Genomic DNA, 26,329 nt, shown 5'->3' with positions numbered 1-26,329 from the left:
GCACAATTGACGCTTGTGCCTGCGCACGACTCTGCCACAGGGGAGTCTGCCGATCCAGAGCACACCTTCTTCATCATGACGGGCGCGTGACGCGCCCCAGACACGCAGTCGACCTGTGGCGGTTGCAGAGAGCGAACGACAATGCACATCCTCGACGCGGTTGACTCCGCCAACCTCCGCACGGACGTCCCCGACTTCCGCGCCGGCGACACCGTCAAGGTGCACGTCAACATCATCGAAGGCACCCGCTCGCGCGTGCAGGTCTTCCAGGGTGTCGTCATCGGCAAGCAGAACGAGGGCATCCGCGAGACCTTCACGGTCCGCAAGGTGAGCTTCCAGGTCGGCGTCGAGCGCACCTTCCCCGTGCACTCCCCGGTCATCGACCACATCGAGGTCGTCAGCCGTGGCGCCGTCCGTCGCGCCAAGCTCTACTACCTGCGCGAACTGCGCGGCAAGAAGGCCAAGATCAAGGAGAAGCGCGACAACTAGTCACGTTCCCCGCGACATCCTCCGAGCTCCCCGCCGTCTAAGATGGCGGGGAGCTCGGGTGGTTAAATGACGAATGACACAGTGAGGCGCGCCCTGCGTCCTCGTCGCGACGACGGCAAGAAACGCGGCATCGGCACGTTCGTGCGCGACGTCCTGGTGATCTTCCTGGCGGCGCTCTTGATCTCGTTCCTGATCAAGACCTTCCTGATCCGGTCGTTCTACATCCCCTCGGGCTCGATGGAACAGACCCTCCAGATCAACGACCGCATCATCGTCAACGAGCTCGTGCCCGACCTCGTCGACGTCAAGCGGGGCGACGTGGTCGTGTTCACCGACCCGGGTGGCTGGCTCGACGGCACGGCGCCGATCAGCACCACCACCGGCAACCCGGTGTCCGACGGCGTCTCGTGGTTCCTCACGCAGGTGGGTCTCGGTGCCCAGGACAGCAACGACCACCTCATCAAGCGCGTCATCGGCCTGCCCGGCGACACGGTCGAGTGCTGCAACGACTTCGGGCAGATGTCGGTCAACGGCGTGCCGCTCGACGAGCCGTACGTCAACTTCCCTCCGGGCGAGACCCGTGCCTCGGCCATCGACTTCTCGGTGACCGTGCCGGCCGACTCGTTGTGGGTCATGGGCGACAACCGCTACAACTCGAAGGACAGCCGCTACAACGGTGCGACGCCGAGCAAGGGCTTCGTGCCCATGAGCGACGTCGTCGGGCGCGCCTTCGTCATCAGCTGGCCCACCGACCGCTGGACGTGGCTCGGCGACTACCCCGACGTCTTCCGCGGGACCGAGCGCGAGGGCGAATGACGCCCGTCGTCGACCCGACCCTCGAGTTCGAGCGCGAGCTGCACGCGTCGGGGGCCACCTGGGTCATCGGCTGCGACGAGGTCGGTCGAGGGGCCATCGCCGGGCCGGTCGCGGTCGGGCTCGGCGCCGTCCACGTCGAGTGCCTCGACGTGCCCCCGGGCCTCCGCGATTCCAAGCTGCTGTCCGAGAAACGGCGTGAGGCCCTCTACCCGCTCACGACCTCGTGGGTGTCCCACCACGCGGTGGGGTTCGCCGAGGCGCACGAGGTCGACCGGCTCGGCATCGTCGTCGCGCTCGGGCTGGCCGGCAAGCGTGCGCTGACGGCCCTGCACCACGCCGGGGTCGGCATCATGCAGTCCGTCGTCGTGCTCGACGGCAACCACGACTACCTCTCGCCACAGCTGAGCACCCCGCCGCGCATCACGACCCGGGTCAAGGCCGACCGTGACTGCGCGTCCGTCGCGGCGGCGTCGGTCATCGCCAAGGTCGAACGCGACCGGCTGATGATCGAGGCCGACGGCGTCCACCCCGGCTACGGCTGGTCGGGCAACAAGGGCTACGGCTCGTCGGCACACTACGGGGCCCTCTCGGAACTCGGCCCGTCGCCGCTGCACCGCCTGACCTGGCTGCACTGAGTCGCCACCTCGGTCGACGGGGGTCCGGCGTCCCGAGCTCCCGGGGCCGCGTAAGATGATCCCCCGATGGACGAGGACGATTTCGAAGACTACGACCGCGAGGTCGAGCTCGCGCTCTACCGCGAGTACCGCGACGTGGTGTCGCAGTTCCGCTACGTGGTCGAGACCGAGCGACGCTTCTACCTGGCCAACGAGGTCGACCTCGTGCGGCGCGACACCGAGCACGACTTCTACTTCGAGTTGTCGATGACCGACGTCTGGGTCTGGGACGTCTACCGCTCCGACCGTTTCGTGAAATCCGTCCGCGTGCTCACCTTCAAAGACGTGAACGTCGAAGAGCTGACCACCCGCGATCTCGAACTGCCGAAAGAACTCGCGCTCGACGAGTAGCCCCGTCGCGGTCCGTCGGGGTCGGGGTTCCGGTCACGCTCCACCACGCCTCGTCCCCAGCCGTTCCCGTCGCGTCGTCCTCCCCAGCCGTCGGCCGGGAAGCGCCGTGACCGACGGGCGTCCGCCAGCCTCCTGACAGGAGGTCCACATGGCGAAGAAGGACGAATTGGGTCGGCGCGGCGAAGACGTCGCAGCCGAGTACGTCGAGGCGCAGGGCATGTGCGTCGTCGAGCGCAACTGGCGCTGTCGCGAGGGCGAGATCGACCTGGTCGCCGTCGACGGCGACGAGCTGGTCGTCGTCGAGGTGAAGACGCGGACGGGCACCGGCTTCGGCCACGCCCTCGAGGCGGTCACGCCGGCGAAGCTCGCCCGGTTGAGGCGCCTGGCCGCGGCGTGGTGTCAGGCGCACCCGTCGCCGTCGCCTCGAGGTCTGCGCATCGACGTCGTGGGCATCACGGTCGAGCGGTGCGCCGGGCACGAGCGCATCGACCACGTCCGCGGGGCCGGCGCGTGAGCGTCGCACGGACGCGGGCCGTCGCCTTGCTGGGCGTCGACGGTGCCCTCGTCGAGATCGAGGCCGACATGGGTGCCGGGCTGCCGGCCTTCGTCATCATCGGACTGCCCGACACCTCGCTGGGCGAGGCCCGCGACCGGGTCCGGTCGGCCGCGACCAACTCGGGCTGCGCGCTGCCGGCCCGGAAGCTGACGGTCAACCTGTCGCCGGCGTCGCTGCCGAAACAGGGGTCGTCGTTCGACCTGGGCATCGCCATCGCGGCACTGGCGGCGGCCGAACTCGTGCCGGCCGACTCCGTCGAGCGGGTCGTCCACCTCGGCGAGCTCGGCCTCGACGGTCGGCTCCGCCCGGTCGACGGCGTCCTGCCCGCCGTGCTCGGCGCGCGTCGCGCCGGGGCCACCACGGTCATGGTGCCCACCGACAACGCCGACGAGGCGTCGCTCGTGCCGGGCATCCGCGTGGTGCCCGTGCCGAGCCTGCGCGAGGCGGCCGTGTGGCACGGGGCCGACCTGGTGCCCGAACCGGTCGAGGCCATCACGAGGTCGCGCGCCGACCGCGTCCTGCCGACCGACCTCGACCTGGCCGACGTCATCGGCAACGTCGACGCGGTCGAGGCGCTCGTCGTCGCGGCGGCGGGCGGCCACCACGTGCTGATGGTCGGTCCGCCCGGTGCCGGCAAGAGCATGCTCGCCGCCCGTCTTCCGGGCCTGCTGCCCGACCTCGACGCCGACTCGGCCCTCGAGGTCGCGTCCATTCGCTCGTTGGCCGGTGTCGCCGTCACCGGTGAGCTCGACCTGAGGCCGCCCTTCGAGGCTCCCCACCACACCTGCAGCGCGGCAGCCCTGGTCGGCGGCGGCAGCGGGGTCATCCGACCGGGCGCCGCGTCGAGGGCGACCCGCGGCGTGCTCTTCCTCGACGAGGCGCCCGAGTTCTCGCAGAGCGTCCTCGACTGCCTGCGGCAGCCCCTCGAGTCGGGCGAGGCCGTGGTCCACCGGTCGCGGTCGGTGGCGCGCTTCCCGGCGAGGTTCCAACTCGTCGCCGCGGCGAACCCCTGTCCGTGTGGCCGGTACGGCTCGCGGCACTCCGACTGCAGCTGCTCGCCGCACCAGCGGCGACGGTACCTGGCCAAGCTCTCGGGGCCGCTCGTCGACCGCATCGACCTGCAGTTGCGGGTGTCACGCATCAGCTCGTCGCAGTTCCGGGCCTCGGCGGACGTCGTGCAGACGACGACGGAGCAGGCGCGCACCCGGGTCGAACGGGCCCGCCGACGTGCCTCGCAGCGTCTCGAGGCGACGCCGTGGTCGCTGTCCTCCGAGATGCCGGGCACGTGGCTGCGCGACCCCGCGAACCGTCTGTCGGCGGCAGATTCGCAGCCGATCGACCGGGCCCTCGAGACCGGAGCCCTCACCATGCGAGGCTACGACCGGGTCCTGCGGGTCGCGTGGACCCTCGCCGACCTCGACGACGACCGTGCGCCCGCCCGGCGACACGTGGTCCGGGCGCTGAGCATGCGGCAGTCGCTGTGAGCGACCTGCTCCGGGCGACTCCGGGCGAGCTCGTCGACCTCGTGCGACCGGTGCTGTTCGACGAGGGCGAGCTCTCCGAGGGGGACGTCGTGCGGGCGTTCGCCCTCGGCGCCTGGACCGGCGTGGTCGAGCCGGGCGACGCGGTGGGCGGTGTCGTCCGGTCGGTGCTCGGGCCCGCCGTCGGCCTCCGCGCCGTGCTCGAGGCGGTGGTCGGATGCGACGAACCTCGCCCCGGGCTCTTGGCGGGCCGGTTGCTCGACGCGGGTGCCACCCGTGACGACGTCGAACGGCTCGACCTCGCCCGGGCGTTGACGAGGTGGCGGCCGCGACTCGAGACGGCCGTGATCGTGCGGTCGTTCCGCACGGCGAGGGCCGTCGGGTCGAGGCTGCTCGTACCGGGTGCCCCGGGGTGGCCGTCGGCCCTCGACGACCTCGGCGAACACGCTCCCGTCGCCCTGTGGGCACGGGGTGCGTCCTCGGTACCCCCGCCGTCGGCCAGCGTCGCGATCGTCGGGTCGCGCGCCGCGTCCGCCTACGGCGAGCAGGTCTCGGCCGACCTCGCGGGTGGCGTCGTCGACCACGGCCTCGCGATCGTCTCGGGTGCCGCCTACGGCGTCGACGGGGCGGCCCATCGGGCGGCGTTGGCCGCGTCGGCGACGACCATGGCGGTCATGGCCGGGGGAGTCGACCACCTCTACCCGGCCGGCCACGACACCCTGCTGCACCGCATCGTCGACACGGGCGTGATGATCTCCGAGTCACCCTGCGGCGGCAAGCCCTCCCGCTGGCGCTTCCTGCAACGCAACAGGCTGATCGCGGCGTTGACCGCGGCCACCGTCGTGGTCGAGGCCGGGGGCCGGTCGGGGTCGTTGAACACGGCCGCGCACGCCCAGTCGCTCGGGCGTCCCGTCGGCGCCGTCCCCGGGCCCGTGACGTCGCCGTCGTCCGTCGGCTGCCACGCCCTCATCCGCTCGGGCCTGGCCGAATGCATCACGAGCGCCGACGACGTGCTCGCCCTCGCCGGTGTCGCCACCGACCTGGTCGCCACGTCGCTCCAGGGCCGCCGCCTCGCTCCCGAGACCATGAGGGTGCTCGACGCCCTCAGCACGACGGCGACCCGCGAGACCGACGAGCTGGCCGTCGCGAGCGGGCTGTCGCTCGAGACCGTCCGCGACGTCCTCGCCGAGCTCGACCTGTCGGGTGCGGCACGGCGGCACGGGTCGGGGTGGCGACGGGTGAGGGGGCGCCGTGATGGCTAGCCTGTCGGCATGCACGAGCCGGGGTCGAGACGCGAGGGGCGGGCCCTGCCGTGACGCGCCTCCTGGGCGAGGTCGAGCGGTTCGCCGACCACCTGCACGACGGCCGGGGGCTCAGCGACCACACCGTGCGGTCGTACGGGGCCGACCTCGACTCGCTCGTGGCCTTCACCGAGCACCGTCTCGGTCGCCCGGGCGAGGTGGGCGACCTCGACCTCGACCTGCTGCGCGACTGGCTCTGGCAGGGCACGCAGGCCGGCCTCGCCCGGGCCACCCTCGCCAGGCGGTCGGCGAGCGTCCGGGCCTTCACCCGGTGGCTCGACGAGACCGACCGGACGCCGGTCGACGTGGGCGCCCGGCTGCGCGCGCCGAAGGCCGAGAGCCGACTGCCCCGGGTGCTCACCCGGGCGCAGGTCGACGGCCTGCTGGCCTCGCTCGCCGTGCGCGCGGACACCGACGACCCGGGAGCACGCCGAGACCTCGCCGTCGTCGAGCTGCTCTACGGGGCGGGCCTCCGCGTGTCCGAGCTGGTCGGCACCGACGTGGCCGACGTCGACCTCGGGCGGTTGACCGTCCGGGTGACGGGCAAGGGCGCCAAGCAACGGGTGGTGCCGTTCGGGGTGCCTGCGGCCGAGGCCCTGGGCCGTTACCTCGACCGGGCGCGTCCGGCCCTGGTCACGGCCGAGGCCGCAGGGGCGTTCTTCGTCGGCTCGACCGGTGGGCGTCTCGGCACCCGGGCGGTGTACCGCCTGGTGGCCGGCCTGCTGGCCGACCTGCCCGGTGGGGGGCCGGCGGGCCCGCACGCCCTGAGGCACACGGCGGCCACCCACCTGCTCGACGGGGGAGCCGACCTGCGGGCCGTCCAAGAACTGCTCGGCCACGCGAGTCTCGGCACCACCCAGATCTACACGCACGTGTCGACCGACCGGCTCCGCGACAGCTACCGTTCGGCGCACCCGCGCGCCTGACGGCCCGGCCGCACGGCCGCACGGCCGCACGGCCGACGAGCCGGCTCACCTCCGGGTCGGCAGCAGCACCGACGGCTCGACGCCCCCCAAGAACAGCAGCGGCGAGACGTACTCGCCGTCGACCCGGGCCCCGAGGTGCAGGCAGGACCGGTCGGCGCAGTGCCCCGGGTCGAGCACCCCCACGGTCTGCCCCCGGGTCACGACGTCGCCCTTCACCACGTCGGCGGTGACGGGCTCGACGCTGCTGAGCACCCCGTCGGCGTGCGCGATCGAGAGGACGGGTCGGTCGACGACCACCCCGGCGAAGTGCACGACGCCGTCGTCGGGCGCCAGGACGACCGCCCCCGGCGTCGTCCCGACGTCGATGCCGCGATGCCCCGGCGACCACGGGTTCGGTGGGCCGACGAAGGGCCGGACCACCGGGTGGGGCGCGGCGACGGGCCAGGCCCACACCGCGCCTCCTGCCCCGGACGCCCGAACGCCAATGATCGCGGCCGTCGCCGTGGCCGGCGCCGCGACGGCGGAGGCGACGACGAGGGTCGTCATGGCGACGAGGGCCGACGCACGAGACGACACCCTGAGGTGAGAACGCATACCGGCACCTTGCCGGATGCGCAAGCTTTCTCGGCGAGGCGTAAGGTTCACCCGTGCACGAACACCCCGTGCACACCGTTTGTGGGGGAGTCGTGGCCACGAGCCCTGCTCCTCGAGCCGTGAAGGAGTACAGGTGTCGAACACCACTGCAACGACGAAGAGCCTGAACAGGCGGGTGACCGCGCTCGCCGTGGCGGCGGCCATCGGCGGGTTCCTGTTCGGTTTCGACTCGTCGGTCATCAACGGGGCAGTCCAGTCGATCACCGACGAGTTCGGCCTGACCGAGTTCGCCTCGGGCTTCGCGGTCGCCTCGGCCCTCATCGGCTGTGCGATCGGCGCCTACGTGGCCGGCCGCCTCGCCGACAGGATGGGCCGCATCAAGGTCATGCTGATCGGCGCAGGCCTGTTCCTGATCAGCTCGATCGGTGCCGCCGCGGCCTTCGCCGTCTGGGACCTCGTGCTCTGGCGCGTCATCGGCGGCCTGGGCATCGGCATCGCGTCGGTCATCGCTCCCGCCTACATCAGCGAGGTCTCGCCCAAGGCGATCCGTGGTCGCCTGGCGTCGTTCCAGCAGCTCGCCATCACGCTCGGCATCTTCGCCGCCCTGCTGTCCGACCAGCTCTTCGCGGTCACGGCGGGTGGCGCCTCCGAGCCGTCGCTGTTCGGCCTCGCCGCTTGGCGCTGGATGTTCCTCGTCGGCATCGTCCCGTCGGTCGTCTACGGCGTCCTGGCGTGGCGCCTGCCCGAGTCGCCGCGCTACCTCGCCGGTGACGGACGCGAGGACGAGGCCAAGAAGGTCCTGCAGTCCATCGTGCCCGCCGAGACCGTCGACACGAGCCTGAAAGAGATCACCGACTCGATCCGCACCGAGGCCGAGCTCGAGAAGAAGTCGTCGATCCGGGGCAGCCGCTTCGGCCTGCAGCCCATCGTCTGGGTCGGCATCATCCTCGCCGTGCTGCAGCAGCTCGTCGGCATCAACGTGATCTTCTACTACTCGACCACCCTCTGGCAGGCCGTCGGCTTCCAAGAAGAGGACTCGTTCCTGATCTCGACCATCACCGCCGTGGTCAACGTCGCCGTGACCTTCATCGCGATCGGGCTGGTCGACAAGGTCGGCCGCCGGCCCATGCTGCTGGCCGGTTCGGTCGGCATGTTCGTCAGCCTCGCGGTGACCGCCCTCGCGTTCAGCCAGGCGACCACCACGGCGAGCGGCGACCCGTCGCTGCCCGGTGCCTGGGGCCCGGTCGCCCTCGTCGCGGCCAACCTGTTCGTGGTCTCGTTCGGGGCCACCTGGGGGCCGCTCATGTGGGTGCTGCTCGGCGAGATGTTCCCGAACAGCATCCGCGCCACGGCCCTCGGCGTGGGCAGCATGGCCAACTGGATCGCGAACTTCGTCGTCACGGTGTCGTTCCCGAGCCTGGCGGCCCTCAGCCTGTCGGTGTCGTACGGCATCTTCGCGTTCTTCGCGCTCGTCTCGTTCTTCTTCGTCCTGGCGAAGATCCCCGAGACCAAGGGGCGGTCGCTCGAAGAGATGGGCATCTCGGCCGTCCAGGCCGACTCGGGGCGGGCTGCAAAGGCCTGAGCCTGGCATGATCGTTGAACGTCCCGTCCACCTCCTGGGCGGGACGTTCGCATTCTGAGAGGACTTCCGATGAGCCACGCCGACGACTCGACCCAGGTCGTGCCCGCCGACGAGACACCGGGAGGCGCGGCCCGCGTCACCCACGACGACCCCCAGGAGGCGCCGGTCGCGCTCCGCAAGAGAGCGTTCGCCCCGTGGGTCTTCTGGCCCGCCGCGGCCGTGATCCTCGGCTTCGTCGCCTTCGCCATGGCCTTCCCGACCGTGGCCGAGAGCCTCTTCGGGTCGGTGCAGAGCGGCATCGTCGGGGCCTTCGGGTGGTACTACGTCCTGCTCGCCGCCGTCTTCGTGGTCTTCGCGCTCTGGATGGGCGTCAGCCGCTACGGCGACATCAAGCTCGGCAAGGACGACGACGAGCCTGAGTTCTCGCGCCTGTCGTGGCTCTCGATGCTCTTCGCCGCGGGCATGGGCATCGGCCTCGTCTTCTACGGGGTCGCCGAGCCGCTCAGCCACTACGCCAGCCCGCGACCCGGGGTGACCGGCGACGCCAACCAGCTCGCCGGCCAGGCCCTCAGCCAGACGTACCTGCACTGGGGCGTGCACGCCTGGGCCATCTACATCGTCGTCGGGCTCGGCATGGCCTACGCGATCCATCGTCGCGGGCGGCCCGTGTCGATCCGGTACGCGCTCGAACCGCTGCTCGGGACGCACGTCCACGGCCTGTGGGGCAACGTCATCGACGTGGTCTCGGTCGTCGGCACGCTGTTCGGCGTCGCGACGTCGCTGGGGCTCGGCGTGCTGCAGATCTCGGCCGGCCTCTCGGCCGCGGGCATCGCCGAACCGACGCTGCTCGTCCAGGTGATCCTGATCGCCGGCATCACCGGCGTCACGATCTTCTCCCTCGTCAGCGGTGTCACCAAGGGCATGAAGTGGCTCTCGAACACCAACATCGTGCTGGCCGCGCTGCTGCTGGTCTTCGTGCTGGTCAGCGGGCCGTCGCTGTTCCTGCTGCGCGACTTCGTCCAGTCGCTCGGCAACTACCTGCAGAACGTCGTCGGTCTCACCTTCACCGTCAGTGCCTTCTCGGGCGCCGAGGGCGAGGCCTGGCAGGGCGCCTGGACGACGTTCTACTGGGGGTGGTGGATGTCGTGGGCGCCCTTCGTCGGCATCTTCATCGCCCGCATCTCGAAGGGCCGGACGGTCCGCGAGTTCGTCGTCGGCGTGCTCGTCGTCCCCACCCTGCTGACCTTCCTCTGGTTCAGCGTCATGGGTGGTGCCGCGCTCTACCGCGAGGTCTTCGGCAGCGGCGGGCTGGTCGCGGCCGACGGGTCCGTCGACACCGAGGGCGCCCTGTTCGAGATGCTGCAGGGGCTGCCCGGCGGCTCGATCGCCGTGTTCGGGGCCATCCTGTTGATCGGACTCTTCTTCATCACGTCGTCCGACTCCGGTTCGCTCGTGCTCGGCATGATCTCGACCGGTGGCGACACCGAGCCGAAGCCGTGGGTGCGCATCTTCTGGGCGGTCGTCACGGCCCTCGTGGCCATCGCCCTGCTCGTCACGGGCGGGCTCGACGCCCTGAAGACGGCCGCCATCATCACGGCGCTGCCGTTCAGCGTCGTCATGATCGGCATCTGCGTGGCGACCTTCCGGGCCTTCGACTCCGAGCACCGACGCTTCCTGCGCGCCCAGCGCACGCAGCTGCGCGACGACTTCGGCGACCACTACGGACTCGAGGAGGCGCGGGCACCGAAGCGGGGGCTGCTCGGCCTCGGTCGACGCCGCCCGTAAACGAGGTGCGGGTGCGCGGTGGTCGCCTCCGTCGGGTGGCGACCACCGCCTCCTCGGGCGTGTCGGTGGTGCTAGCATGAGCACTGCAGTCTGCTCAGCAGACTGACTTCGCGTGCCCTGTGCGTCCTCGGACGCACCGACGTCGAGACGACCCCGTCGTCTCGCGCCGCTCCCGGCCTCCGCGTCCATTCGGTCCGAACGCGCCTCACGGTGCGGTCGGCGGACGTGTGCCCGGGCACCAGGCAGCGGCGACCGACCGGTCGCCCGACAACCGACAAGCAGGCACGCCCGCGGGCGTGCCCAGAACCAAGGAGAACGACCATGGCCGTCGTCACCATCCGCCAGCTGCTCGACAGCGGCGTCCACTTCGGACACCAGACCCGCCGCTGGAACCCGAAGGTGAAGCGATTCATCCTCGCCGAGCGCTCGGGCATCCACATCATCGACCTGCAGCAGTCGCTCGGCTACATCGACAAGGCCTACGACTTCGTCAAGGAGACGGTCGCCCACGGTGGCACCATCCTCTTCGTCGGCACCAAGAAGCAGGCTCAGGGCTCCATCGCCGAGCAGGCCAACCGCGTCGGCCAGCCCTTCGTGAACCAGCGTTGGCTCGGTGGCCTCCTGACCAACTTCCAGACGGTCTCGAAGCGCCTCGCCCGCATGAAAGAGCTCGAAGACATCGACTTCGACGACACGACGCAGGGCTTCACCAAGAAAGAACTGCTGATCAAGAAGCGCGAGCTCGACAAGCTGCACAAGACGCTCGGCGGAATCCGCAACCTGACCAAGACGCCGTCCGCCCTCTGGGTCGTCGACACGAAGAAAGAGCACCTCGCGATCGACGAGGCCAAGAAGCTCGGCATCCCGGTCATCGGCATCCTCGACACGAACTGCGACCCCGACGAGATCAACTTCCCGATCCCGGGCAACGACGACGCGATCCGCTCCGTCGGCCTGCTGACGCGCATCGTCGCCGACGCCGCCGCCGAGGGCCTGGTGCAGCGTCACCAGAAGCCCGAGGACGCCGACCAGCCCGTCGAGCCCATGGCCGAGTGGGAGGCCGAGCTGCTCGCGCAGGGCGAGGCCAAGGCTGCCGACGCCGCTGCCGAGGCGCCCGCCGCCGAGGCACCCGCGACCGAGGCGCCCGCCGCCGAGGTCCCCGTCGAGGAGAACGACGCCGACGCACAGGTCGCCGCGAAGCCCCTGGGCGAGCCGGTCGCCGAGCCCGTCGCCGAGGCGACCGAGGCCACGTCGGCCGAGCCGGCCGACGCCGACTCGAAGTAGCCCACACCTCTTCACCTTCCGACTCCACGAAAGGAAGTCAGACACATGGCCAACTACACCATCGCTGACGTCAAGATCCTCCGTGACCGCCTCGGCGCGGGCATGGTCGACAGCAAGAACGCCCTCGAAGAAGCCGACGGCGACATCGAGAAGGCCGTCGAGATCCTGCGCGTCAAGGGACTGAAGGGCGTCGCCAAGCGCGAGGGCCGTCAGACCACCGCCGGACTCGTCGCCGCCAAGCCCGGCTCGGGCTACGCCACGCTGATCGAGCTCGCCAGCGAGACCGACTTCGTCGCGAAGAACGAGAAGTTCGTCGCCCTGGCCGACCAGGTCCTCGAGGCCGTGCACGCGGCCGGCGCCTCCAGCGCCACTGAGGGCAACGCCTCCGCGATCGGCGGCCAGACCGTCGAGGCCTTCGTCAACGACGAGGCCGCGCTCATGGGCGAGAAGGTCGAGCTGCGCACCGTCGCCCGCATCGAGGGCGAGCAGTTCGCCATCTACCTGCACAAGACCTCCAAAGACCTGCCCCCGCAGGTCGGCGTGGTCGTGGGCTACACGGGTGACGACGCCGAGACCGCCCGCTCGATCGCTCAGCACATCGCCTTCGCCGCGCCGACGTACCTGTCGCGTGACGACGTGCCCGCCGAGCAGGTCGACAAGGAGCGCGCCATCGTCGAAGAGACGGCGAAGAACGAGGGCAAGCCCGAAGCGGCCCTGCCCAAGATCATCGAGGGTCGCCTGACCGGCTTCTTCAAAGAGATCGCCTTGCTCGACCAGGCCTACGCGAAAGACAACAAGTTGTCGGTCGCGAAGGTCGTCGACGAGGCAGGGCTCTCGATCACGGGCTTCGCCCGCATCAAGGTCGGCGCCTAGTCAGCACCGTGACGGGGTCCGAGACGAACGTGTCTCGGGCCCCGTCGCCATGCCCGGCCGAGGTGCCGACGCCGGGCGCACCACCGGCGACGGACGGCGACCAGCCCGAACTCGCTAACCTGGCTACGGCCACGACGAGACGGAGACTCGCATGACATCGGACACCACCGGACGACGACGCGTCCTGCTGAAGCTCTCGGGTGAGGCCTTCGGCGGCGGCCAGCTCGGCGTGAACCCCGACGTGGTCGGTGCGATCGCCCGCGAGATCGCCGACGCCGCGACCGACGTCGAGATCGCCATCGTGGTCGGCGGCGGCAACTTCTTCCGGGGAGCCGAGCTCAGCCAGCGCGGCATGGACCGCGGTCGGGCCGACTACATGGGCATGCTGGGCACCGTCATGAACGCCCTGGCCCTCCAGGACTTCCTCGAGCAGGCCGGTGCCGCGACGCGCGTCCAGTCCGCCATCGCGATGACCCAGGTCGCCGAGCCCTACATCCCCCGTCGGGCGGAGCGACACCTCGAGAAGGGACGCGTCGTGATCTTCGGCGCCGGGGCCGGCCTGCCGTACTTCTCGACCGACACCGTCTCGGCCCAGCGTGCCCTCGAGATCGGGGCCACCGAGGTGCTGGTCGCCAAGAACGGCGTCGACGGCGTCTACTCGGCCGACCCCCGCCACGACCCCTCGGCGGTCAAGCTCGACCGACTCACCTACCAAGAGGCCCTGATGCAGGGGCTCAAGGTGGTCGACTCGACCGCCTTCAGCCTCTGCATGGACAACGGCATGCCCATGCACGTGTTCGGCATGGAAGGCGAGGGCAACATCGCCCGCGCCATCCGTGGCGAACGCATCGGCACGATCGTCAGCAACTAGACGACTAAGCTCGACCGCGAACCGAACAAGGAGCACCAGTGGCGATCAACGACGTACTCACCGACACGCGCGAGAAGATGGACAAGGCGCTCGACGCCGCGAAGAACGACTTCGGCACGGTGCGCACCGGCCGCATCAACCCGGCTCTGTTCCAGAAGATCCCGATCGACTACTACGGCACCCCGACGCCTCTGGCCCAGCTGGCCTCGCTGCAGGTGCCCGAAGCCCGCACGATGATCGTCACCCCGTACGACAAGACGGCCCTGAAAGAGATCGAGAAGGCCATCGCGACCTTCCCGAACCTGGGGGCCAACCCGACGAACGACGGCACCATCGTCCGCGTCACCATCCCCGAGCTCACGCAGGAGCGTCGGAAGGAGTACGTGAAGATCGTCCGCACCAAGGGCGAGGACGCCAAGGTGCAGGTCCGCAACATCCGACGCAAGTCGAAAGAGGCGCTCGACGCCCAGAAGACCGAGGTCGGCGACGACGAGGTGGCTCGTGCCGAGAAAGAACTCGAGTCGATCACGAAGGGCTACATCGACTCGATCGACGACGCCCTGAAGAAGAAAGAAGCGGAGCTGCTCGAGGTCTGATGAGCGATCGACCCGACGGGGCCGGCTCCGACGAATCGTCACCGGCTCAGAAGAGCACCCTCGGCAGTCGCCGGGCCGACTTCGACGCCCGTGCGCAGGCCGCTCGGCACGACATCGAGACGCAGCTCCGGGCAGGCAAGGCCCGACTCGACTCCCGCAACGAGAAGCTGACGGCCCGCACCGGACGCAACCTGCCGGCGGCCATCGCGGTGGGCGTGCTGCTCGGCGCCGCCGTGCTGCTCAGCCTGATCTTCGTCAAGGCGTTCTTCATGATCGTCGCCGCGGCCCTCATCGGGTCGCTGTGCTTCGAACTCGCCAGTGCGCTGCGGTTCGCGGGTCGTGACGTCCCTCGCCTCCCGAGCGTGCTCGCGGGCGTCGCGGTCGTGCCCGCCGCCTTCTACGGCGGCGCGGCGGGTCACTGGGCAGCTCTGGTCGGCGGCATCGTCTTCGTGTCGGCGTGGCGCCTCGTCGAGCTGGCCCGTCCCTCGCACCGCAGCGGCGCCTCCTCGCTCGGTCGAGACCTCGGGGCGGGGGCCTTCGTCCAGATCTACTGTGCGTTCCTCGGCAGCTTCATGGTGCTCATGGCGGCCCGGCCCGACGGGCAGTGGTGGACCCTCTCGGCCCTCATCGTCGTGATCGCCGTCGACACGGGCGCGTACGCGACCGGCCTGAACTTCGGCAAGCACCCGATGGCCCCCCGCATCAGCCCGAAGAAGACGTGGGAGGGCTTCGCCGGCTCGGTCGCGGCCAGCCTGATCGCGGCGGTCCTGCTCTCGGTGTTCCTGCTCGACGAACCCTGGTGGTTCGGTCTGGTCTTCGGCGGGGTCATCATCGTGACGGCGACCATCGGCGATCTGTCCGAGTCGCTCATCAAGCGCGACCTCGGCATCAAGGACATCAGCACCTGGCTGCCCGGTCACGGTGGGTTCCTCGACCGGCTCGACAGCACCCTGCCGTCCGCAGCGGCGGCGTACGGGCTCTACCTCCTCTTCGCCTAGCGTCTCCGGTCGAAGTCGGCGGGGCCGCGCGTCCAGCCCTTCGACATCGGGTGATGCGGCATGATGGTGGCCGTGAGCAGCACATTCCCCACCGTTCCGAAGGGCAAGCGGGGCTACGACGTCGACGAGGTCGACTCGTTCCTGGCTGAGGCGCGCAAGGCCTACGCCGGTGACGCCAGCATCGGCATCGACGCGGCACGCATCCGCCGCACCGCCTTCGGCCTGACGAAGCACGGCTACTCAACGGCCCACGTCGACGCCGCCCTCGAACGTCTCGAGGACGCCTTCGCGAGTCGAGAGCGCGAACGCGCCGTCTCGTCGGGACGCGAGTCGTCCTGGTTCTCGGACGCCCGCTCGGGGGCCGAAGACATCGTCGCGCGCCTCGAACGGCCCCAGGGCCACCGCTTCGACCGGGTCGGCATCCTCACCACGGGGTACCACCCCCGCGACGTCGACCGGCTGACTCGTCGCCTGCACGGCTACTTCACCGACGGTCGTCCGCTCAGCATCGACGACGTGCGCTCGTCGGTCTTCAGGCCTCGGCGCGGTGGGTACCGTGAGAGCCAGGTGGACCTGCTGCTCGACACGGTCGTCGACGTCATGCTCGCGGTCCGCTGACGGCGCCGACCACCCGCTGCGCGCCGTCCGCCGGCTGCAGGCCGACCCTCGACCGGGCGCCGTCGACGCGACGCCGGTGATGCTTGTCGAGCGGCCCCGACACGCGGACCCGTCGACCCTGGCCGTCGCGCCACGATTCGGTTACCCTGGACGGACTCATGGGCAGGCACGCATCCAATCCGACACCCGGTCCCTCTCGACGAGAGCACCCGGCCGCCGTCGAACGACCCTCGACTCGACGACGGGTCCGCATCCCGGCCTCGCAGAGCGTGGTCCGTCGACCTGCTCCCGGTGGGCTCGCCTTCACGGGTCCCGGCCGTGGTCACACCACCGCTCCCCGCCGAGCCGGTGCTGCTCGCCGCCTCGTCCTGCCCCTCGTGGGCTTCTGCGCCTCCTTCGCCTTCGTCTCGGCATCCCTGGTCAACCCGTTGGCCGGGGCCGAAGCGGCCACGAGCGTCCCGGGTGCCGCGTCGGTCCTGACCGCTCCCGGGCAGACCCTCACGGTCGCCGGTGCCGCCGTGACGGTCGCCGACCGTGACGCCTACGGCGTGACCGAGTACGTGCCGCCGCCACCGCCGCCCCCCGTCGTGGTGGAAGAGACCGCGGCCCCCGAGGCGACCTCCGGTGCGTCGTCGGGCACCGCGAAGAAGTCCTCCGCGGCTCCCGTCGCCGGCACGCCGGACCCCGGCAGCGCCAAGGCGATCGCCGCCGAGATCGTGGCCTCTCGTGGGTGGGGTTCCGACCAGTACGACTGCCTGGTGTCGCTCTGGCAGAAAGAGTCGGGCTGGAACGTCTACGCGTCGAACCGGTCCAGTGGGGCCTACGGCATCCCTCAAGCCCTGCCGGGCAGCAAGATGGGCTCCGTCGGCGCCGACTGGCAGACCAACCCCGCCACGCAGATCACCTGGGGCCTCAACTACATCGGTGGTCGGTACGGCAACCCGTGTGGTGCCTGGGGTCACTCCGTGGCCAACAACTGGTACTGATCGAGCCGGTACGTGACAGCCACGACGCCCTCGACGCCGAGGCCGTTGCTACGCTGGTCGGCATGCCCCGAAGCAACCGTCCCCGTCGCACGCGCGACCGGCGCGAGGCAGACGAGGCGTACGACCTCACCCGGGCGTCCTTCGGCGGCCTGACCGTCGAGACGAAGCACGGGCGTTCGTTCAACGTCCAGTCCGTCTCGGCCACGTCGGCCGTCAAGGACTACGTCTGCCCGGGCTGCTCGCTGGGCATCGCCCCGGCCACGCCGCACGTGGTGGCCTGGCGGGCCGACGGGCTCTTCGGGGCGGAAGACGACCTGGCGGCCCGCCGCCACTGGCACACCCACTGCTGGAGGATCTCGTGACGAGCCCCGACACCGACGTCGTCGACATCCGCGGGGGAGTCCTGCTGCCCGCTCGACGCGAAGACGTCGAGCTGCGCACCGACGACGGCCTCACGTTGGTCGGCGAACTCAGCCTGCCCGCCGACCGTGATCCGGTCGGCACGATCGTCGCGCTGCACCCGCTGCCGACCGCGGGCGGGTTCATGGACTCGCACGTCATCCGCAAGGCGGCCGCGCGGCTGCCCGCGCTGGCCGACATCGCCGTGTTGCGGTTCAACTTCCGGGGGGTGTCCTCGCCACGCGGGCGCTCCGAGGGCGAGTTCGGCGAGGGGGTGGCCGAAGCGGCCGACCTCGCGGCCGCCGTGGCGTTCGTCCGCGGCCGCGGTCTGCCCACCCCGTGGCTCGTGGGATGGTCCTTCGGCACCGAGGTCGCCCTGAAACACGGCCTCGGCGTGGATGTGGCGGGTGTCGTGCTGCTGTCGCCGCCGTTGCACCGCACGACCGATGCCGAACTCGAGGCCTGGCGCGGCTCGGGAACGCCCGTCGTGGCCGTCGTGCCCGAGTTCGACGACTACCTGCGACCCGACGAGGCTCGTCGGCGCTTCGCCGTGGTGCCCGAGGCCGAGGTCGTGGCGGTCGACGGAGGCAAGCACCTCTGGGTCGGCGAGAAGCAGACCAGCCGCGTGCTCACCGAGATCGTCCGTCACGTCGCGCCCGGTGCGCTGCCCCTGCCGTCCACCTGGCCGCCCCGCGCCTCCTGACCGCCCCGCACCTCCTGGCCGCCCCGCGCGCCTCGTGACAGCCCTCAGAGCTGGTTCTGTCGGGGCACGTAGACCTCGCGGATGATCAGCAGGACGGAGGCGGCGACCGGGATGGCGATCAGGGCCCCGAGCACGCCCAGCAGGGTGCCGCCGACGAGCGCGGCGATGACGACGATGACGCCGGGGACGCGCACCGCTCGGCGCATGATGCGCGGGCTGAGCAGGTAGGCCTCGACCTGCATGTAGACGAGGTAGTAGACGGCCGCCGTGACCCAGGTGGCGGGTGACTGCGGCAGCAGGGCGATCTGTGCCAGCACGATGATCGCCGAACCGCTGATCGTGCCGACGAGCGGGATGATCGAGCCGAGGAACGCGATGAACGCGAACACGGCGGGCTGCTGGGCACCGATGATGGTGAGGAAGACAAAGCTGAGGATGCCGTTGGTCGCGGCGAGCGTGAACTGTCCGATGACGTAGCGACCGACCGACTGGCTGATCTGTTCCGAGATGTCGACGAACGTCGCGCGCTTCGACGCCGGCACGAGCTGGTACACCGCACGCTTGACGCTGTTGATCGACGAGGTGAAGTAGATCGTCAGGATCACCACGACGACCGTGCCGAAGAGCCCGTTGCCGATGGCGACGCCGACGGCCAGCACCCCGCCGCCGATCGTGACCACGTTGTCGGGGTTGGTGAGGAAGTCGACGATCGAGTCGAGGGCGTCCTGCACGTCGAAGACGTTCTGCGGCACGAGTTCTTGCAAGTTGTCGACGAACTGCTGCGTGGTGACGCTCTGCAGGTACGAGGTCAGCGCCTGGATCAGGCTCGTCGTCTGCTGCACGATGACCGGCACGATCGCGAACACGACGCCGACGAAGGCGCCGACCACCGCCACGAGGACGATGACGATCGCGATGCCGCGGGGCACGCGGCGCTTCTCGAGCCACGAGACGATGGGGTCGAGGCCGAGCGAGATGAACAGGGCCGCGCCCACGTAGGTCAGGATCGTCGAGAGCTGACCGACGGCCCCGCCGATCACGAGCGCGACGAGCACGCCGAGACCGGCGAGCAACCCGATGCGGAACGGGTTGTGGATCTTCACGGGCGGGCTCCTGTCGACTGCACGGGCCGGTCGTGGCCGCGGCCGCGCCGATCACCCGGCACGGCCTGTCGCCCTACTCTGACGTACCGCCGCCGACTTGTCCGATCATGCCACGCAGGTTCTCGAAGTAGTCGGCGACCGCGTCCCGTTCGCGCGTGATCTCGGCGAGACGCTCTTCGGCGTCACCGAGGAGGTCGTCCGCCCGCTGCTGGGCCTCGGCCACGATCGACCGCGCCCGTTCGTCGGCGTTCGTCAGCACCTCGTGGGCCGTCGCGTCGGCATCCGACCGGGTCGTGCGCGAGTGCTCACCGGCCTCGCGTTCGAGCTCGTCGGCCTCGCGCCGCACCTCGGTGGCACGGCGGGTGGCGTCGGCCAGCTGTTCGGCGGCCGAGTCGAGGAGGTCCTGCGTCTCGGCGACGGCATCGCGGTGACGGCGGGTCAGCTCGGCCTCGGCCTCGTCGCGGCGCGCGAGCAACTCGACCTCGAGGTCGGCTCGGCCCTGGTCGAGGTCGCGGCGCAGGTCGGCCGTCGCGCGCTCACGATCGGCCTCGAGGCCGGCATGCACCCGGACGTCGTCGGCGACGAGCCGCGCGCGCTGGGCCTCGGTCTCGTCCGCCAGCGTCGCGCGGACCTCGGCGGTCTCGGCCGCCAGCTCGGCACGGGCCTGGTCGACCTCGGCCGCGAGCTCGGCCCGACGGTCGGCGTCCTCACGAGCCAGGCGGTCGGCCTGGGCGTCGCTCTCACGGCGGAGGCGCTCGTCGGTCTCGACGGTGATGCGCTCGATGCGTTCGCGCGACGTGGTCTCGGCGAGGTCGAGGTCGTCGCGACGACGGCGGGTCTCGCGCTCGAGCTCGGTGCGGGCGTCGCCGAGCTCCCTCTCGAGCTCGGCCCGGGCCTGCACGATCTCGGCGGCGAGACGGTCTCGACCGGTGGTGATCTCGCGCTCGAGCTCGACGCGGGTGGACTCTACCTCGTCGGTCAGGTCGGCGCGGGTGGCGTCGACGTCCCGTGCGAGCAGCGCCCGGGTCTCGGCGACCTCGTGCGCGAGCTCGGCCCGCGCGGCGGCGACGTCGCGCTCGAGCTCGGCCCGCTGCGCCGCCACGTCGTCGGCCAGTCCGGCCCGGCCGGCGGCGATCTCGCGATCGAGCTCGCCGCGTCGCGCGAGGAGTTCGGCGTCGAGGTCGGCGCGGGTCGTCTCGTCGAGCCGGGCGAGCTCGGCCCGGACGGTCACGCCCTCGCGGTCGAGGTCGGCGCGCTGCCGCTCGGCGTCGGCCTCGAAGACCGCCCTGGCCTCGCGCGTGTCGGCGGCGAGGGTCTCGGCCTCGTCACGGGCCTCGGCGAGGTCCCCGGCGACCGCGGCCCGCAGCTCGGCGACCTCGTGCTCGACCTCGGCCCGCAAGGCGGCGGCCTCGCGTCGGGCGGTGGAGACGTTCTGCGCCGCCTCGGTGGCCGCGGAGCCCCGGATCGAGATGGCGTCGCGCTGGGCCTCCTGCAGCAGGTCGCGGGCCTCGGCCTTGGCGCGGGCGACCAGGCGGTCCGCGTCGGCGGTCGACTCGGCGACCTGCGCCGCGGCACGACCCCTCGCGTCGTCGAGCAGGGCGGTGGCCCGCTCGGTGGCGTCGTCGACCAGCTGCTTGGCCTCGCTCGTGGACGACGAGCGGAGGGCTTCGGCGTCGATGTCGGCCTGGCTGATGAGCGCCGTGGACTGCTGTTCGGCCAGCCGGAGGGTCTGTTCGAGCTTGCTGCCGAGGCCTGAGTACGTCGGGGTGCCGGCCTCCTCGAGTTCGGCGCGGATCTCGTCGACGCGCTGCTGCAGGAACGCGACCTCGCCGGCCCGGTCGGCCCGGTCGGCGTTGGCCTTGATGAGCTCCCGACGCAGGTCGCCGAGGACGCGGTCGACCTCGTCCTTCCGGTAGCCCCGGAGTTCAATGCCGAAATCGGCTTCGTCAGCGGCCACGGTGTCTCCTTCGGTGCAGGGTCCGGACCGGGGCGCGGTCCGAGACACGATGCTAGTGCGAGCCCCTCGGCGGACGCCGACCTGCGGGTTAGGCGCCTCTCAGCCTCGTCGGATACGCTGAGTCGTCTTAAATTCTGCTGCCGCGCCCGGCCTCCCGGCCAGGCTCGTGCGAGGCTCGTCGTCGACCACGACGGTTCCTGGCGCCCCGACCGGGATGGTGGCTCGGAGGGAGAGAAACGTGCGTTTCATCGTGGCAGTCGTCGTCGTCGTCCTGGCGGCGGTGATGGTCGCGTTGGGTTTCGCCCAGCGCACCGTCTTCGCACCCCCGCCGAGCGTGTCGTCCCAGGTCGACACCTCCGACTCCGACGCGACCGTCACGGTCGTCCCCGCCTCCGCGCTGCACGGTCACGACGGCCGCCAGACCGTGTCGGTGTCCGGTGGCGACACGGCCTTCGCCGCCTACGGCCGCACCTCCGACGTGCTGGGCTGGGTCGGTGACGCGACCTACAACGAGGTCGAGTACGACGAGGCCACGGGCGGCCTCGTCAGCCGCACGGTCTCGGGCGACAGCACCGAGGTTCCCGACCCGACCGACTCCGACCTCTGGTTCGACCAGTACTCGGGCTCGCAGTTGACGTTCTCGCTCGACGCCCCCGACGACGTGTCGCTCGTCGTCGTGTCGGACGGCACACAGCCCGCACCCTCCGACGTCCGCGTCACCTGGCCGCTCTCGACCGCGACGCCCCTCGCGGGTCCGCTGATCGTCGGCGGTCTCGTGGTGCTGCTGATCGGCATCGGGCTCTACGTCTGGGCGATCCTCCACCACCGCCGCACCCGCGGCCCACGTCGCCGGTCGGGCGACGGCAAGCGCCCCCGGCTCTCTCGTCGGGCCGGCCGCAAGGCCGTCCGGGCCCTCGACGCCCAGGGCACCGAGACGATCGCGCCCGCCCGAGGTCGTCCCCGCGGCATCCGTCGTCTCGTGGCCGTCGCACCGATCGTCCTCGTGTCGTCGCTCGCCCTCTCGGCGTGCACGGCCGACTACTGGCCGCAGCAGGCTCCGGCCGGGGGCTCCGACTCGTCCACCCCGACCCCGACGCCCACGTCGACCGACGGCACGGGTGGCGGCGACCAGGGCAGTGCGCTGCAGCCGCCGGTCATCAGCGTGGCCCAGGCGAAACGCATCGTCGAGCGCATCTCGGCGACCGCCACCGAGGCCGACGCCTCGTTGGACGGCGACCTCGCCGCGACGCGCTTCACGGGCCCCGCGCTCGAACAGCGTCAGGCCAACTACGCCATCCGGTCGAAGGACGCGGCCGCGGCCGCCCCCCTGGCGATCCCCTCCGGCACCGTCACGCTCACGCTGCCGCAGCAGGCCGACTCGTGGCCCCGGTCGGCGTTCGTCGTCGTCCAGGACGCCGACGAGAGCGTGGCGCCGGTCGCGCTGACCCTCGAGCAGGCCACGGCGCGCGACCCGTACAAGGTCGAGTACGCCGTCAGCCTGCAGACGCAGACGCCGCTCACGGTGGCGCCCGCCTCGGTCGGCGCCGCCCGGCTCTCGCCCGACGTCAAGCTGCTGAAGCTGCAGCCCGACCAGCTGGCCGAGGCGTACGGCGACATCCTGCGCAACGGCGACGAGAGCCAGTACGCCGCGCAGTTCCAGGGCGACGGCGACACCCTGCGCGAGAAGATCGGCAAGACGTACAAAGACGCCAAGCGGGCGGCCCTGCCCACCACCGCGTCGATCGACTACGCCTCGCAACCCGACGACGAGACCCCTGTCGCGTTCGCGACGAACGACGCCGGGGCCATCGTCTCGGTGGCGCTCAACGAGATCGAGACCGTCAAGCCGACGGCCACCGGGGCCAAGGTGAACCCCGAGGGCACGGTCAAGACCCTGCTCGGCCTCGACGAGTCGTCGAAGGGCATCGAGGCGACCTACGGCGTCGAGCTGCTCTTCTCCGTCCCGCCCGTGGGCAGCGACGACCCGATCGTCCTGCTCGGATTCAGCCAGGCCCTCATCTCTGCCAAGGAGCTGCCATGACCAACCTTCCCCCCGTCCCCGCCGGCCTCCGTGGCGCGGTCGACCTCTCGTCGCTCGTCAACCGCCCGCCGGCCCCCGCCGCGCCCTCGGGCGAGGCCCCCGAGGCCCCGACCGCAGGAGGCGCGGGTGGCGGAGCCGCCTCCGGTCAGGTCGCGGTGCCGGGTCTCGTGCTCGACGCGACGGACGCCACCTTCACCCAGGTGCTCGAGATCAGCAACACCGTCCCGGTGATCGTCGACCTCTGGGCCGAGTGGTGCGGCCCGTGCAAGCAGCTCTCGCCGGTGCTCGACAAGCTCGTGGGCGAGTACGCGGGCCGCCTGCTGCTCGTCAAGGTCGACGTCGACGCCAACCCCCAGCTGACCCAGGCCTTCCAGGCGCAGTCGATCCCGGCCGTCGCCGCGGTCATCGGCGGCCGCCCCGTCCAGCTCTTCGTCGGAGCGCTGCCCGAGGCCCAGGTCCGTGACGTCTTCGAGCAGGTGCTCGAGCTCGCGGCACAGAACGGCGTCACGGGCACCGCGGTCGTCGACGGCGCTCCCGTCGGCGAGGCGGACGACGTCGAGCCGGAGCCCGAGCCGCTGCCGCCGCACCACCAGGACGCCTACGACGCGATCGACCGGGGCGACTACGCCGCGGCGATCACCGCGTACAAGACGGCCATCGCCCAAGACCCCCGCGACCAGCTCGCGGTCGCCGGCCTCGCCCAGGTGTCGTTGCTCGAACGCCTGCAGGGTGCGTCGCTCGCCGACGTCCGGGCGGCGGCCGCCTCGGCACCGACCGACGTCGACGCCCAGCTCGACGTCGCCGACCTCGACCTCAGCGGCGGACACATCGACGACGCCTTCGACCGGGTGCTGACCGTCTTCCCGTCGCTCGACTCCCAGGGGCGCGACGTGGCCAGGGCCCGCCTGCTCGAGTACTTCGAGATCGTCGGGGTGGACGACCCTCGGGTGGCGGCCGCCCGGCGTCGTCTGGCGATGCTGCTGTACTGACCCGCGCCTCCTGCGGTCACGACGCGACCTCACCACGACGCGACCCCCGCGGCCCTGACGGGTCGCGGGGGTCGTGTGGTGGTGCGGGGTCGACTCAGCGGTTCAGCTTGAGCCAGACGACGCCGAGGGGCGGCAGCTGGACGTCGGCCGCGGCGGGGCGGCCCGCCCACGGCTCGTCGGTCGCGGTCACGCCACCGAAGTTGCCCACGCCCGAGCCGCCGTAGACCTCGGCGTCGGTGTTGAGGATCTCGTCCCACCGACCTGCCTCGGGCAGGCCGAAGCGCATCCGCACGGGCTGTCCCGAGAAGTTGGCGAAGACGGCGACGGACTCACCCGTGCCCGACTTGCGGAGGAACGCCACGACGCTGTGCTCGGCGGCGCCGCCCTCGATCCACTCGAAGCCCTCGGTGTCGAAGTCGTGCGCCCAGAGCGCGGGTTCGTCGCGGTAGACCTCGTTGAGGCGCGCGACGAGGCCGTGCAGCCCCTGGTGGACGGGCTGGTCGAGGATCCACCAGTCGAGCCCTCGCTCTTCGCTCCACTCGCTGGGCTGCCCGAACTCGCTGCCCATGAAGAGCAGCTGCTTGCCGGGGTGACCCCACATGTAGGCGAGGTAGGCGCGCAGGTTGGCGAGCTTCTGCCACTGGTCGCCGGGCATCTTGGTCAGCAACGACCCCTTGCCGTGCACGACCTCGTCGTGGCTGATCGGCAGCATGAAGTTCTCGCTGAACGCGTAGACGAACGAGAACGTGATCTCGCCGTGGTGGTACGCGCGGTACAGGGGGTCCTTCTCGACGTAGTCGAGCGTGTCGTGCATCCAGCCCATGTTCCACTTGACGCCGAAGCCGAGGCCGCCCTCGCTGGTCGGGCGGGTGACGCCGGGCCAGCTCGTGCTCTCTTCGGCGATCATGACGATGCCCGGGTGACGCTTGTACGCCGTCGCGTTCGCCTCTTGCAAGAAGCTGATCGCCTCGAGGTTCTCGCGTCCACCGTGTTCGTTCGGCAGCCACTCGCCCTCGTTGCGGCTGTAGTCGAGGTAGAGCATCGAGGCGACGGCGTCGACGCGCAGCCCGTCGATGTGGAACTCTTCGAGCCAGTAGAGGGCGTTCGCGACGAGGAAGTTCCGCACCTGCGAGTCGCCGAAGTTGAACACCAGGGTGCCCCAGTCGGGCTGCTCGCCGCGACGCGGGTCGGAGTGCTCGTAGACGGCCTGGCCGTCGAACTTCGCGAGCGCCCACTCGTCTTTCGGGAAGTGCCCGGGCACCCAGTCCATGATGACGCCGATGCCGGCCTGGTGCAGCCGGTCGATCAGGTACCGCAGGTCGTCGGGGCTGCCGAACCGGCTGGTCACGGCGTAGTAGCCGGTCACCTGGTAACCCCACGAGCCGCCGAAGGGGTGCTCGGCGAGCGGCATGAACTCGACGTGGGTGAAGCCCAGGTCGCCGACGTACTCGATCAGCTGGTCGGCGAGCTCACGGTACGAGAGGCCGGGGCGCCACGAGCCGACGTGCAGCTCGTAGACGCTCATCGGCCCCTGGTGCACGTCGTTCTCGGCGCGGGAGGTCATCCACGCGTCGTCCGACCAGGCGTGTGCGGCCTTCGTGATGACCGAGCCGGTCAGCGGCGGCACCTCGGAGGTGCGCGCCATCGGGTCGGCCCGCTCGACCCAGACGTCGTCGGGGGTGAGGATCTCGTACTTGTAGACGCCGCCGTCGACGCCGGGCACGAAGAGCTCCCAGATGCCGTTGCCGTCGAGTCGACGCATCGCGTGTCGCTCGCCGTTCCAGCCGTTGAGGTCGCCCTTCACACGGACGGCACGCGCGTGCGGCGCCCAGACGGCGAAGGAGGTGCCGGTGACACCCTCGTGCTCGCGCACGTGGCTGCCGAGCATCTTCCAGAGCTGCTCGTGACGTCCCTCGCCGAAGAGGTAGAGGTCGAACTCGGTGACGGTGGGCGCGAAGCGGTAAGGGTCGTCGGAGACCCACGCCGCGCCTCCTTGGTAGGTCGCCTCGACCGTGTAGGCACCGAGGGGCTCGCTCGTGACGCCCTGCCAGAGGCCGTGCGCGACGTGCTCGAGGGCGAACGACGACCCGGAGGCGCCGGTCACCGTGACCGTGTCGGCCAGCGGTCGGACGACGCGGACGGCGGTCCGACCGCCGCGGGGGTGCGCGCCGAGGACGGCGTGCGGGTGGTCGTGGGTGCCGGCGGCGGCCGCGTGGACCTCGTCGTCGCCCAGGGCGAAGGTCGTGTCGGGCTCGGCCGCGGGGGCCGACGTCGCGTCGGGCTCGATCGCCGGGGTCGTGTCGGGCTCGACCGCCGGGGTCGCGTCGGGCTCGGTCGGGGGAGTGGTGGTCATCGG

Annotated in this window: 25 protein-coding genes; 21 read left to right on the top strand and 4 right to left on the bottom strand. The window is 71.0% G+C overall.

Annotated elements, in window-relative coordinates:
* Positions 1 to 141: 141 nt before the first annotated feature.
* The 8 genes from rplS to ASG05_RS03290 all read left to right on the top strand — a co-directional run bounded on the left by rplS (position 142) and on the right by ASG05_RS03290 (position 6,594).
* The gene (gene rplS, locus ASG05_RS03325; RefSeq protein WP_054145615.1) at positions 142 to 489 is read left to right on the top strand and encodes a 50S ribosomal protein L19; all 348 of its coding nucleotides are present in this window, start codon (positions 142 to 144) and stop codon (positions 487 to 489) included.
* 66 nt (positions 490 to 555) lie between these two features.
* Complete coding sequence (lepB, locus tag ASG05_RS03320; RefSeq protein ID WP_056257273.1) at positions 556 to 1,305, top strand: signal peptidase I; 750 nt, start codon at positions 556 to 558, stop codon at positions 1,303 to 1,305.
* A complete protein-coding gene (locus ASG05_RS03315; protein WP_056257269.1) occupies positions 1,302 to 1,940 on the top strand; it encodes a ribonuclease HII in 639 nt (212 codons plus the stop codon). The genes lepB and ASG05_RS03315 overlap by 4 nt, the downstream gene beginning before the upstream one ends.
* A 66-nt stretch (positions 1,941 to 2,006) precedes the next feature.
* Positions 2,007 to 2,330: a DUF2469 domain-containing protein gene (locus ASG05_RS03310; protein WP_043596320.1), complete on the top strand. Its 324-nt coding sequence runs from the start codon at positions 2,007 to 2,009 to the stop codon at positions 2,328 to 2,330.
* Between the two features lie 148 nt (positions 2,331 to 2,478).
* Positions 2,479 to 2,844 (top strand): YraN family protein, encoded by a 366-nt coding sequence (locus ASG05_RS03305; RefSeq protein WP_056257267.1) that lies wholly within the window; start codon positions 2,479 to 2,481, stop codon positions 2,842 to 2,844.
* Positions 2,841 to 4,370: a YifB family Mg chelatase-like AAA ATPase gene (locus ASG05_RS03300; protein ID WP_056257264.1), complete on the top strand. Its 1,530-nt coding sequence runs from the start codon at positions 2,841 to 2,843 to the stop codon at positions 4,368 to 4,370. Before ASG05_RS03305 ends, ASG05_RS03300 begins: the two co-directional genes overlap by 4 nt.
* A complete protein-coding gene (dprA, locus tag ASG05_RS03295; RefSeq protein WP_056257261.1) occupies positions 4,367 to 5,629 on the top strand; it encodes a DNA-processing protein DprA in 1,263 nt (420 codons plus the stop codon). The genes ASG05_RS03300 and dprA overlap by 4 nt, the downstream gene beginning before the upstream one ends.
* Before the next feature lie 50 nt (positions 5,630 to 5,679).
* A complete protein-coding gene (locus tag ASG05_RS03290) occupies positions 5,680 to 6,594 on the top strand; it encodes a tyrosine recombinase XerC (protein WP_157490031.1) in 915 nt (304 codons plus the stop codon).
* Between the two features lie 45 nt (positions 6,595 to 6,639).
* On the opposite strand, the gene ASG05_RS16175 is transcribed toward ASG05_RS03290, so the two are convergent.
* Positions 6,640 to 7,188: a murein hydrolase activator EnvC gene (locus ASG05_RS16175; protein WP_162240624.1), complete on the bottom strand. Its 549-nt coding sequence runs from the start codon at positions 7,186 to 7,188 to the stop codon at positions 6,640 to 6,642.
* A gap of 133 nt (positions 7,189 to 7,321) precedes the next feature.
* Here ASG05_RS16175 and ASG05_RS03280 point away from each other — a divergent pair, with 133 nt between their 5' ends.
* From ASG05_RS03280 to ASG05_RS03230, 11 genes are all read left to right on the top strand, one after another.
* Positions 7,322 to 8,770: a sugar porter family MFS transporter gene (locus tag ASG05_RS03280; protein ID WP_056257255.1), complete on the top strand. Its 1,449-nt coding sequence runs from the start codon at positions 7,322 to 7,324 to the stop codon at positions 8,768 to 8,770.
* Between the two features lie 69 nt (positions 8,771 to 8,839).
* On the top strand, positions 8,840 to 10,555 hold the full coding sequence (locus ASG05_RS03275; RefSeq protein ID WP_056257252.1) for a BCCT family transporter: 1,716 nt from the start codon (positions 8,840 to 8,842) through the stop codon (positions 10,553 to 10,555).
* Positions 10,556 to 10,876: 321 nt separating this feature from the next.
* Positions 10,877 to 11,839 carry a 30S ribosomal protein S2 gene (rpsB, locus tag ASG05_RS03270; RefSeq protein WP_056257249.1) on the top strand — a complete coding sequence of 321 codons (963 nt, stop codon included), beginning with the start codon at positions 10,877 to 10,879 and terminating at the stop codon, positions 11,837 to 11,839.
* A 45-nt stretch (positions 11,840 to 11,884) separates the two neighbouring features.
* Complete coding sequence (gene tsf / locus ASG05_RS03265) at positions 11,885 to 12,712, top strand: translation elongation factor Ts (protein WP_056257245.1); 828 nt, start codon at positions 11,885 to 11,887, stop codon at positions 12,710 to 12,712.
* Between the two features lie 151 nt (positions 12,713 to 12,863).
* Positions 12,864 to 13,583 carry a UMP kinase gene (gene pyrH, locus ASG05_RS03260; RefSeq protein WP_056257242.1) on the top strand — a complete coding sequence of 240 codons (720 nt, stop codon included), beginning with the start codon at positions 12,864 to 12,866 and terminating at the stop codon, positions 13,581 to 13,583.
* A gap of 77 nt (positions 13,584 to 13,660) precedes the next feature.
* Positions 13,661 to 14,179 (top strand): ribosome recycling factor, encoded by a 519-nt coding sequence (gene frr, locus ASG05_RS03255; RefSeq protein ID WP_056258360.1) that lies wholly within the window; start codon positions 13,661 to 13,663, stop codon positions 14,177 to 14,179.
* Positions 14,179 to 15,177 carry a phosphatidate cytidylyltransferase gene (locus tag ASG05_RS03250; protein WP_082486295.1) on the top strand — a complete coding sequence of 333 codons (999 nt, stop codon included), beginning with the start codon at positions 14,179 to 14,181 and terminating at the stop codon, positions 15,175 to 15,177. Before frr ends, ASG05_RS03250 begins: the two co-directional genes overlap by 1 nt.
* A gap of 63 nt (positions 15,178 to 15,240) precedes the next feature.
* Positions 15,241 to 15,795 carry a DivIVA domain-containing protein gene (locus ASG05_RS03245; protein WP_056257240.1) on the top strand — a complete coding sequence of 185 codons (555 nt, stop codon included), beginning with the start codon at positions 15,241 to 15,243 and terminating at the stop codon, positions 15,793 to 15,795.
* Between the two features lie 269 nt (positions 15,796 to 16,064).
* On the top strand, positions 16,065 to 16,781 hold the full coding sequence (locus ASG05_RS03240; protein ID WP_235491370.1) for a lytic transglycosylase domain-containing protein: 717 nt from the start codon (positions 16,065 to 16,067) through the stop codon (positions 16,779 to 16,781).
* A 62-nt stretch (positions 16,782 to 16,843) separates the two neighbouring features.
* Positions 16,844 to 17,143 (top strand): hypothetical protein, encoded by a 300-nt coding sequence (locus tag ASG05_RS03235; protein ID WP_056257236.1) that lies wholly within the window; start codon positions 16,844 to 16,846, stop codon positions 17,141 to 17,143.
* A complete protein-coding gene (locus ASG05_RS03230) occupies positions 17,140 to 17,883 on the top strand; it encodes an alpha/beta hydrolase (protein ID WP_235491369.1) in 744 nt (247 codons plus the stop codon). Before ASG05_RS03235 ends, ASG05_RS03230 begins: the two co-directional genes overlap by 4 nt.
* Before the next feature lie 44 nt (positions 17,884 to 17,927).
* Here ASG05_RS03230 and ASG05_RS03225 read toward each other — a convergent pair whose 3' ends face one another.
* Both ASG05_RS03225 and ASG05_RS03220 read right to left on the bottom strand, forming a co-directional pair.
* Positions 17,928 to 18,986, bottom strand: coding sequence for an AI-2E family transporter (locus ASG05_RS03225; RefSeq protein ID WP_056257233.1), 1,059 nt, complete (start codon positions 18,984 to 18,986; stop codon positions 17,928 to 17,930).
* A 73-nt stretch (positions 18,987 to 19,059) separates the two neighbouring features.
* The gene (locus tag ASG05_RS03220; protein ID WP_056257231.1) at positions 19,060 to 20,943 is read right to left on the bottom strand and encodes a hypothetical protein; all 1,884 of its coding nucleotides are present in this window, start codon (positions 20,941 to 20,943) and stop codon (positions 19,060 to 19,062) included.
* 238 nt (positions 20,944 to 21,181) lie between these two features.
* Here ASG05_RS03220 and ASG05_RS03215 point away from each other — a divergent pair, with 238 nt between their 5' ends.
* Entirely contained in the window at positions 21,182 to 22,984 is a 1,803-nt protein-coding gene (locus ASG05_RS03215; protein ID WP_056257230.1) for a hypothetical protein, read from the top strand.
* Positions 22,981 to 23,973: a tetratricopeptide repeat protein gene (locus ASG05_RS03210; protein ID WP_056257228.1), complete on the top strand. Its 993-nt coding sequence runs from the start codon at positions 22,981 to 22,983 to the stop codon at positions 23,971 to 23,973. Before ASG05_RS03215 ends, ASG05_RS03210 begins: the two co-directional genes overlap by 4 nt.
* Positions 23,974 to 24,067: 94 nt before the next feature.
* Here ASG05_RS03210 and glgB read toward each other — a convergent pair whose 3' ends face one another.
* On the bottom strand, positions 24,068 to 26,326 hold the full coding sequence (glgB, locus tag ASG05_RS03205; protein ID WP_082486293.1) for a 1,4-alpha-glucan branching protein GlgB: 2,259 nt from the start codon (positions 26,324 to 26,326) through the stop codon (positions 24,068 to 24,070).
* Positions 26,327 to 26,329: the final 3 nt, after the last annotated feature.

This window comes from Frigoribacterium sp. Leaf186, from assembly GCF_001423905.1.
Classification (GTDB): Bacteria; Actinomycetota; Actinomycetes; order Actinomycetales; family Microbacteriaceae; genus Frigoribacterium.
The sequence above is the reverse complement of the archived record's forward strand: the minus strand, read 5'-3'. Positions and strand labels throughout refer to the sequence as shown.

What these genes read in the sequence shown, in the direction of transcription:
- glgB (WP_082486293.1), bottom strand. Translation starts at nt 26,326, where the DNA reads ATGACCACCACTCCCCCGACCGAGCCCGACGCGACCCCGGCGGTCGAG.
- rplS (WP_054145615.1), top strand. Translation starts at nt 142, where the DNA reads ATGCACATCCTCGACGCGGTTGACTCCGCCAACCTCCGCACGGACGTC.
- ASG05_RS16175 (WP_162240624.1), bottom strand. Translation starts at nt 7,188, where the DNA reads ATGCGTTCTCACCTCAGGGTGTCGTCTCGTGCGTCGGCCCTCGTCGCC.
- rpsB (WP_056257249.1), top strand. Translation starts at nt 10,877, where the DNA reads ATGGCCGTCGTCACCATCCGCCAGCTGCTCGACAGCGGCGTCCACTTC.
- pyrH (WP_056257242.1), top strand. Translation starts at nt 12,864, where the DNA reads ATGACATCGGACACCACCGGACGACGACGCGTCCTGCTGAAGCTCTCG.
- ASG05_RS03245 (WP_056257240.1), top strand. Translation starts at nt 15,241, where the DNA reads ATGGTGGCCGTGAGCAGCACATTCCCCACCGTTCCGAAGGGCAAGCGG.
- ASG05_RS03275 (WP_056257252.1), top strand. Translation starts at nt 8,840, where the DNA reads ATGAGCCACGCCGACGACTCGACCCAGGTCGTGCCCGCCGACGAGACA.
- ASG05_RS03310 (WP_043596320.1), top strand. Translation starts at nt 2,007, where the DNA reads ATGGACGAGGACGATTTCGAAGACTACGACCGCGAGGTCGAGCTCGCG.
- tsf (WP_056257245.1), top strand. Translation starts at nt 11,885, where the DNA reads ATGGCCAACTACACCATCGCTGACGTCAAGATCCTCCGTGACCGCCTC.
- ASG05_RS03235 (WP_056257236.1), top strand. Translation starts at nt 16,844, where the DNA reads ATGCCCCGAAGCAACCGTCCCCGTCGCACGCGCGACCGGCGCGAGGCA.
- frr (WP_056258360.1), top strand. Translation starts at nt 13,661, where the DNA reads ATGGACAAGGCGCTCGACGCCGCGAAGAACGACTTCGGCACGGTGCGC.
- lepB (WP_056257273.1), top strand. Translation starts at nt 556, where the DNA reads ATGACGAATGACACAGTGAGGCGCGCCCTGCGTCCTCGTCGCGACGAC.
- ASG05_RS03250 (WP_082486295.1), top strand. Translation starts at nt 14,179, where the DNA reads ATGAGCGATCGACCCGACGGGGCCGGCTCCGACGAATCGTCACCGGCT.
- ASG05_RS03210 (WP_056257228.1), top strand. Translation starts at nt 22,981, where the DNA reads ATGACCAACCTTCCCCCCGTCCCCGCCGGCCTCCGTGGCGCGGTCGAC.
- ASG05_RS03315 (WP_056257269.1), top strand. Translation starts at nt 1,302, where the DNA reads ATGACGCCCGTCGTCGACCCGACCCTCGAGTTCGAGCGCGAGCTGCAC.
- ASG05_RS03305 (WP_056257267.1), top strand. Translation starts at nt 2,479, where the DNA reads ATGGCGAAGAAGGACGAATTGGGTCGGCGCGGCGAAGACGTCGCAGCC.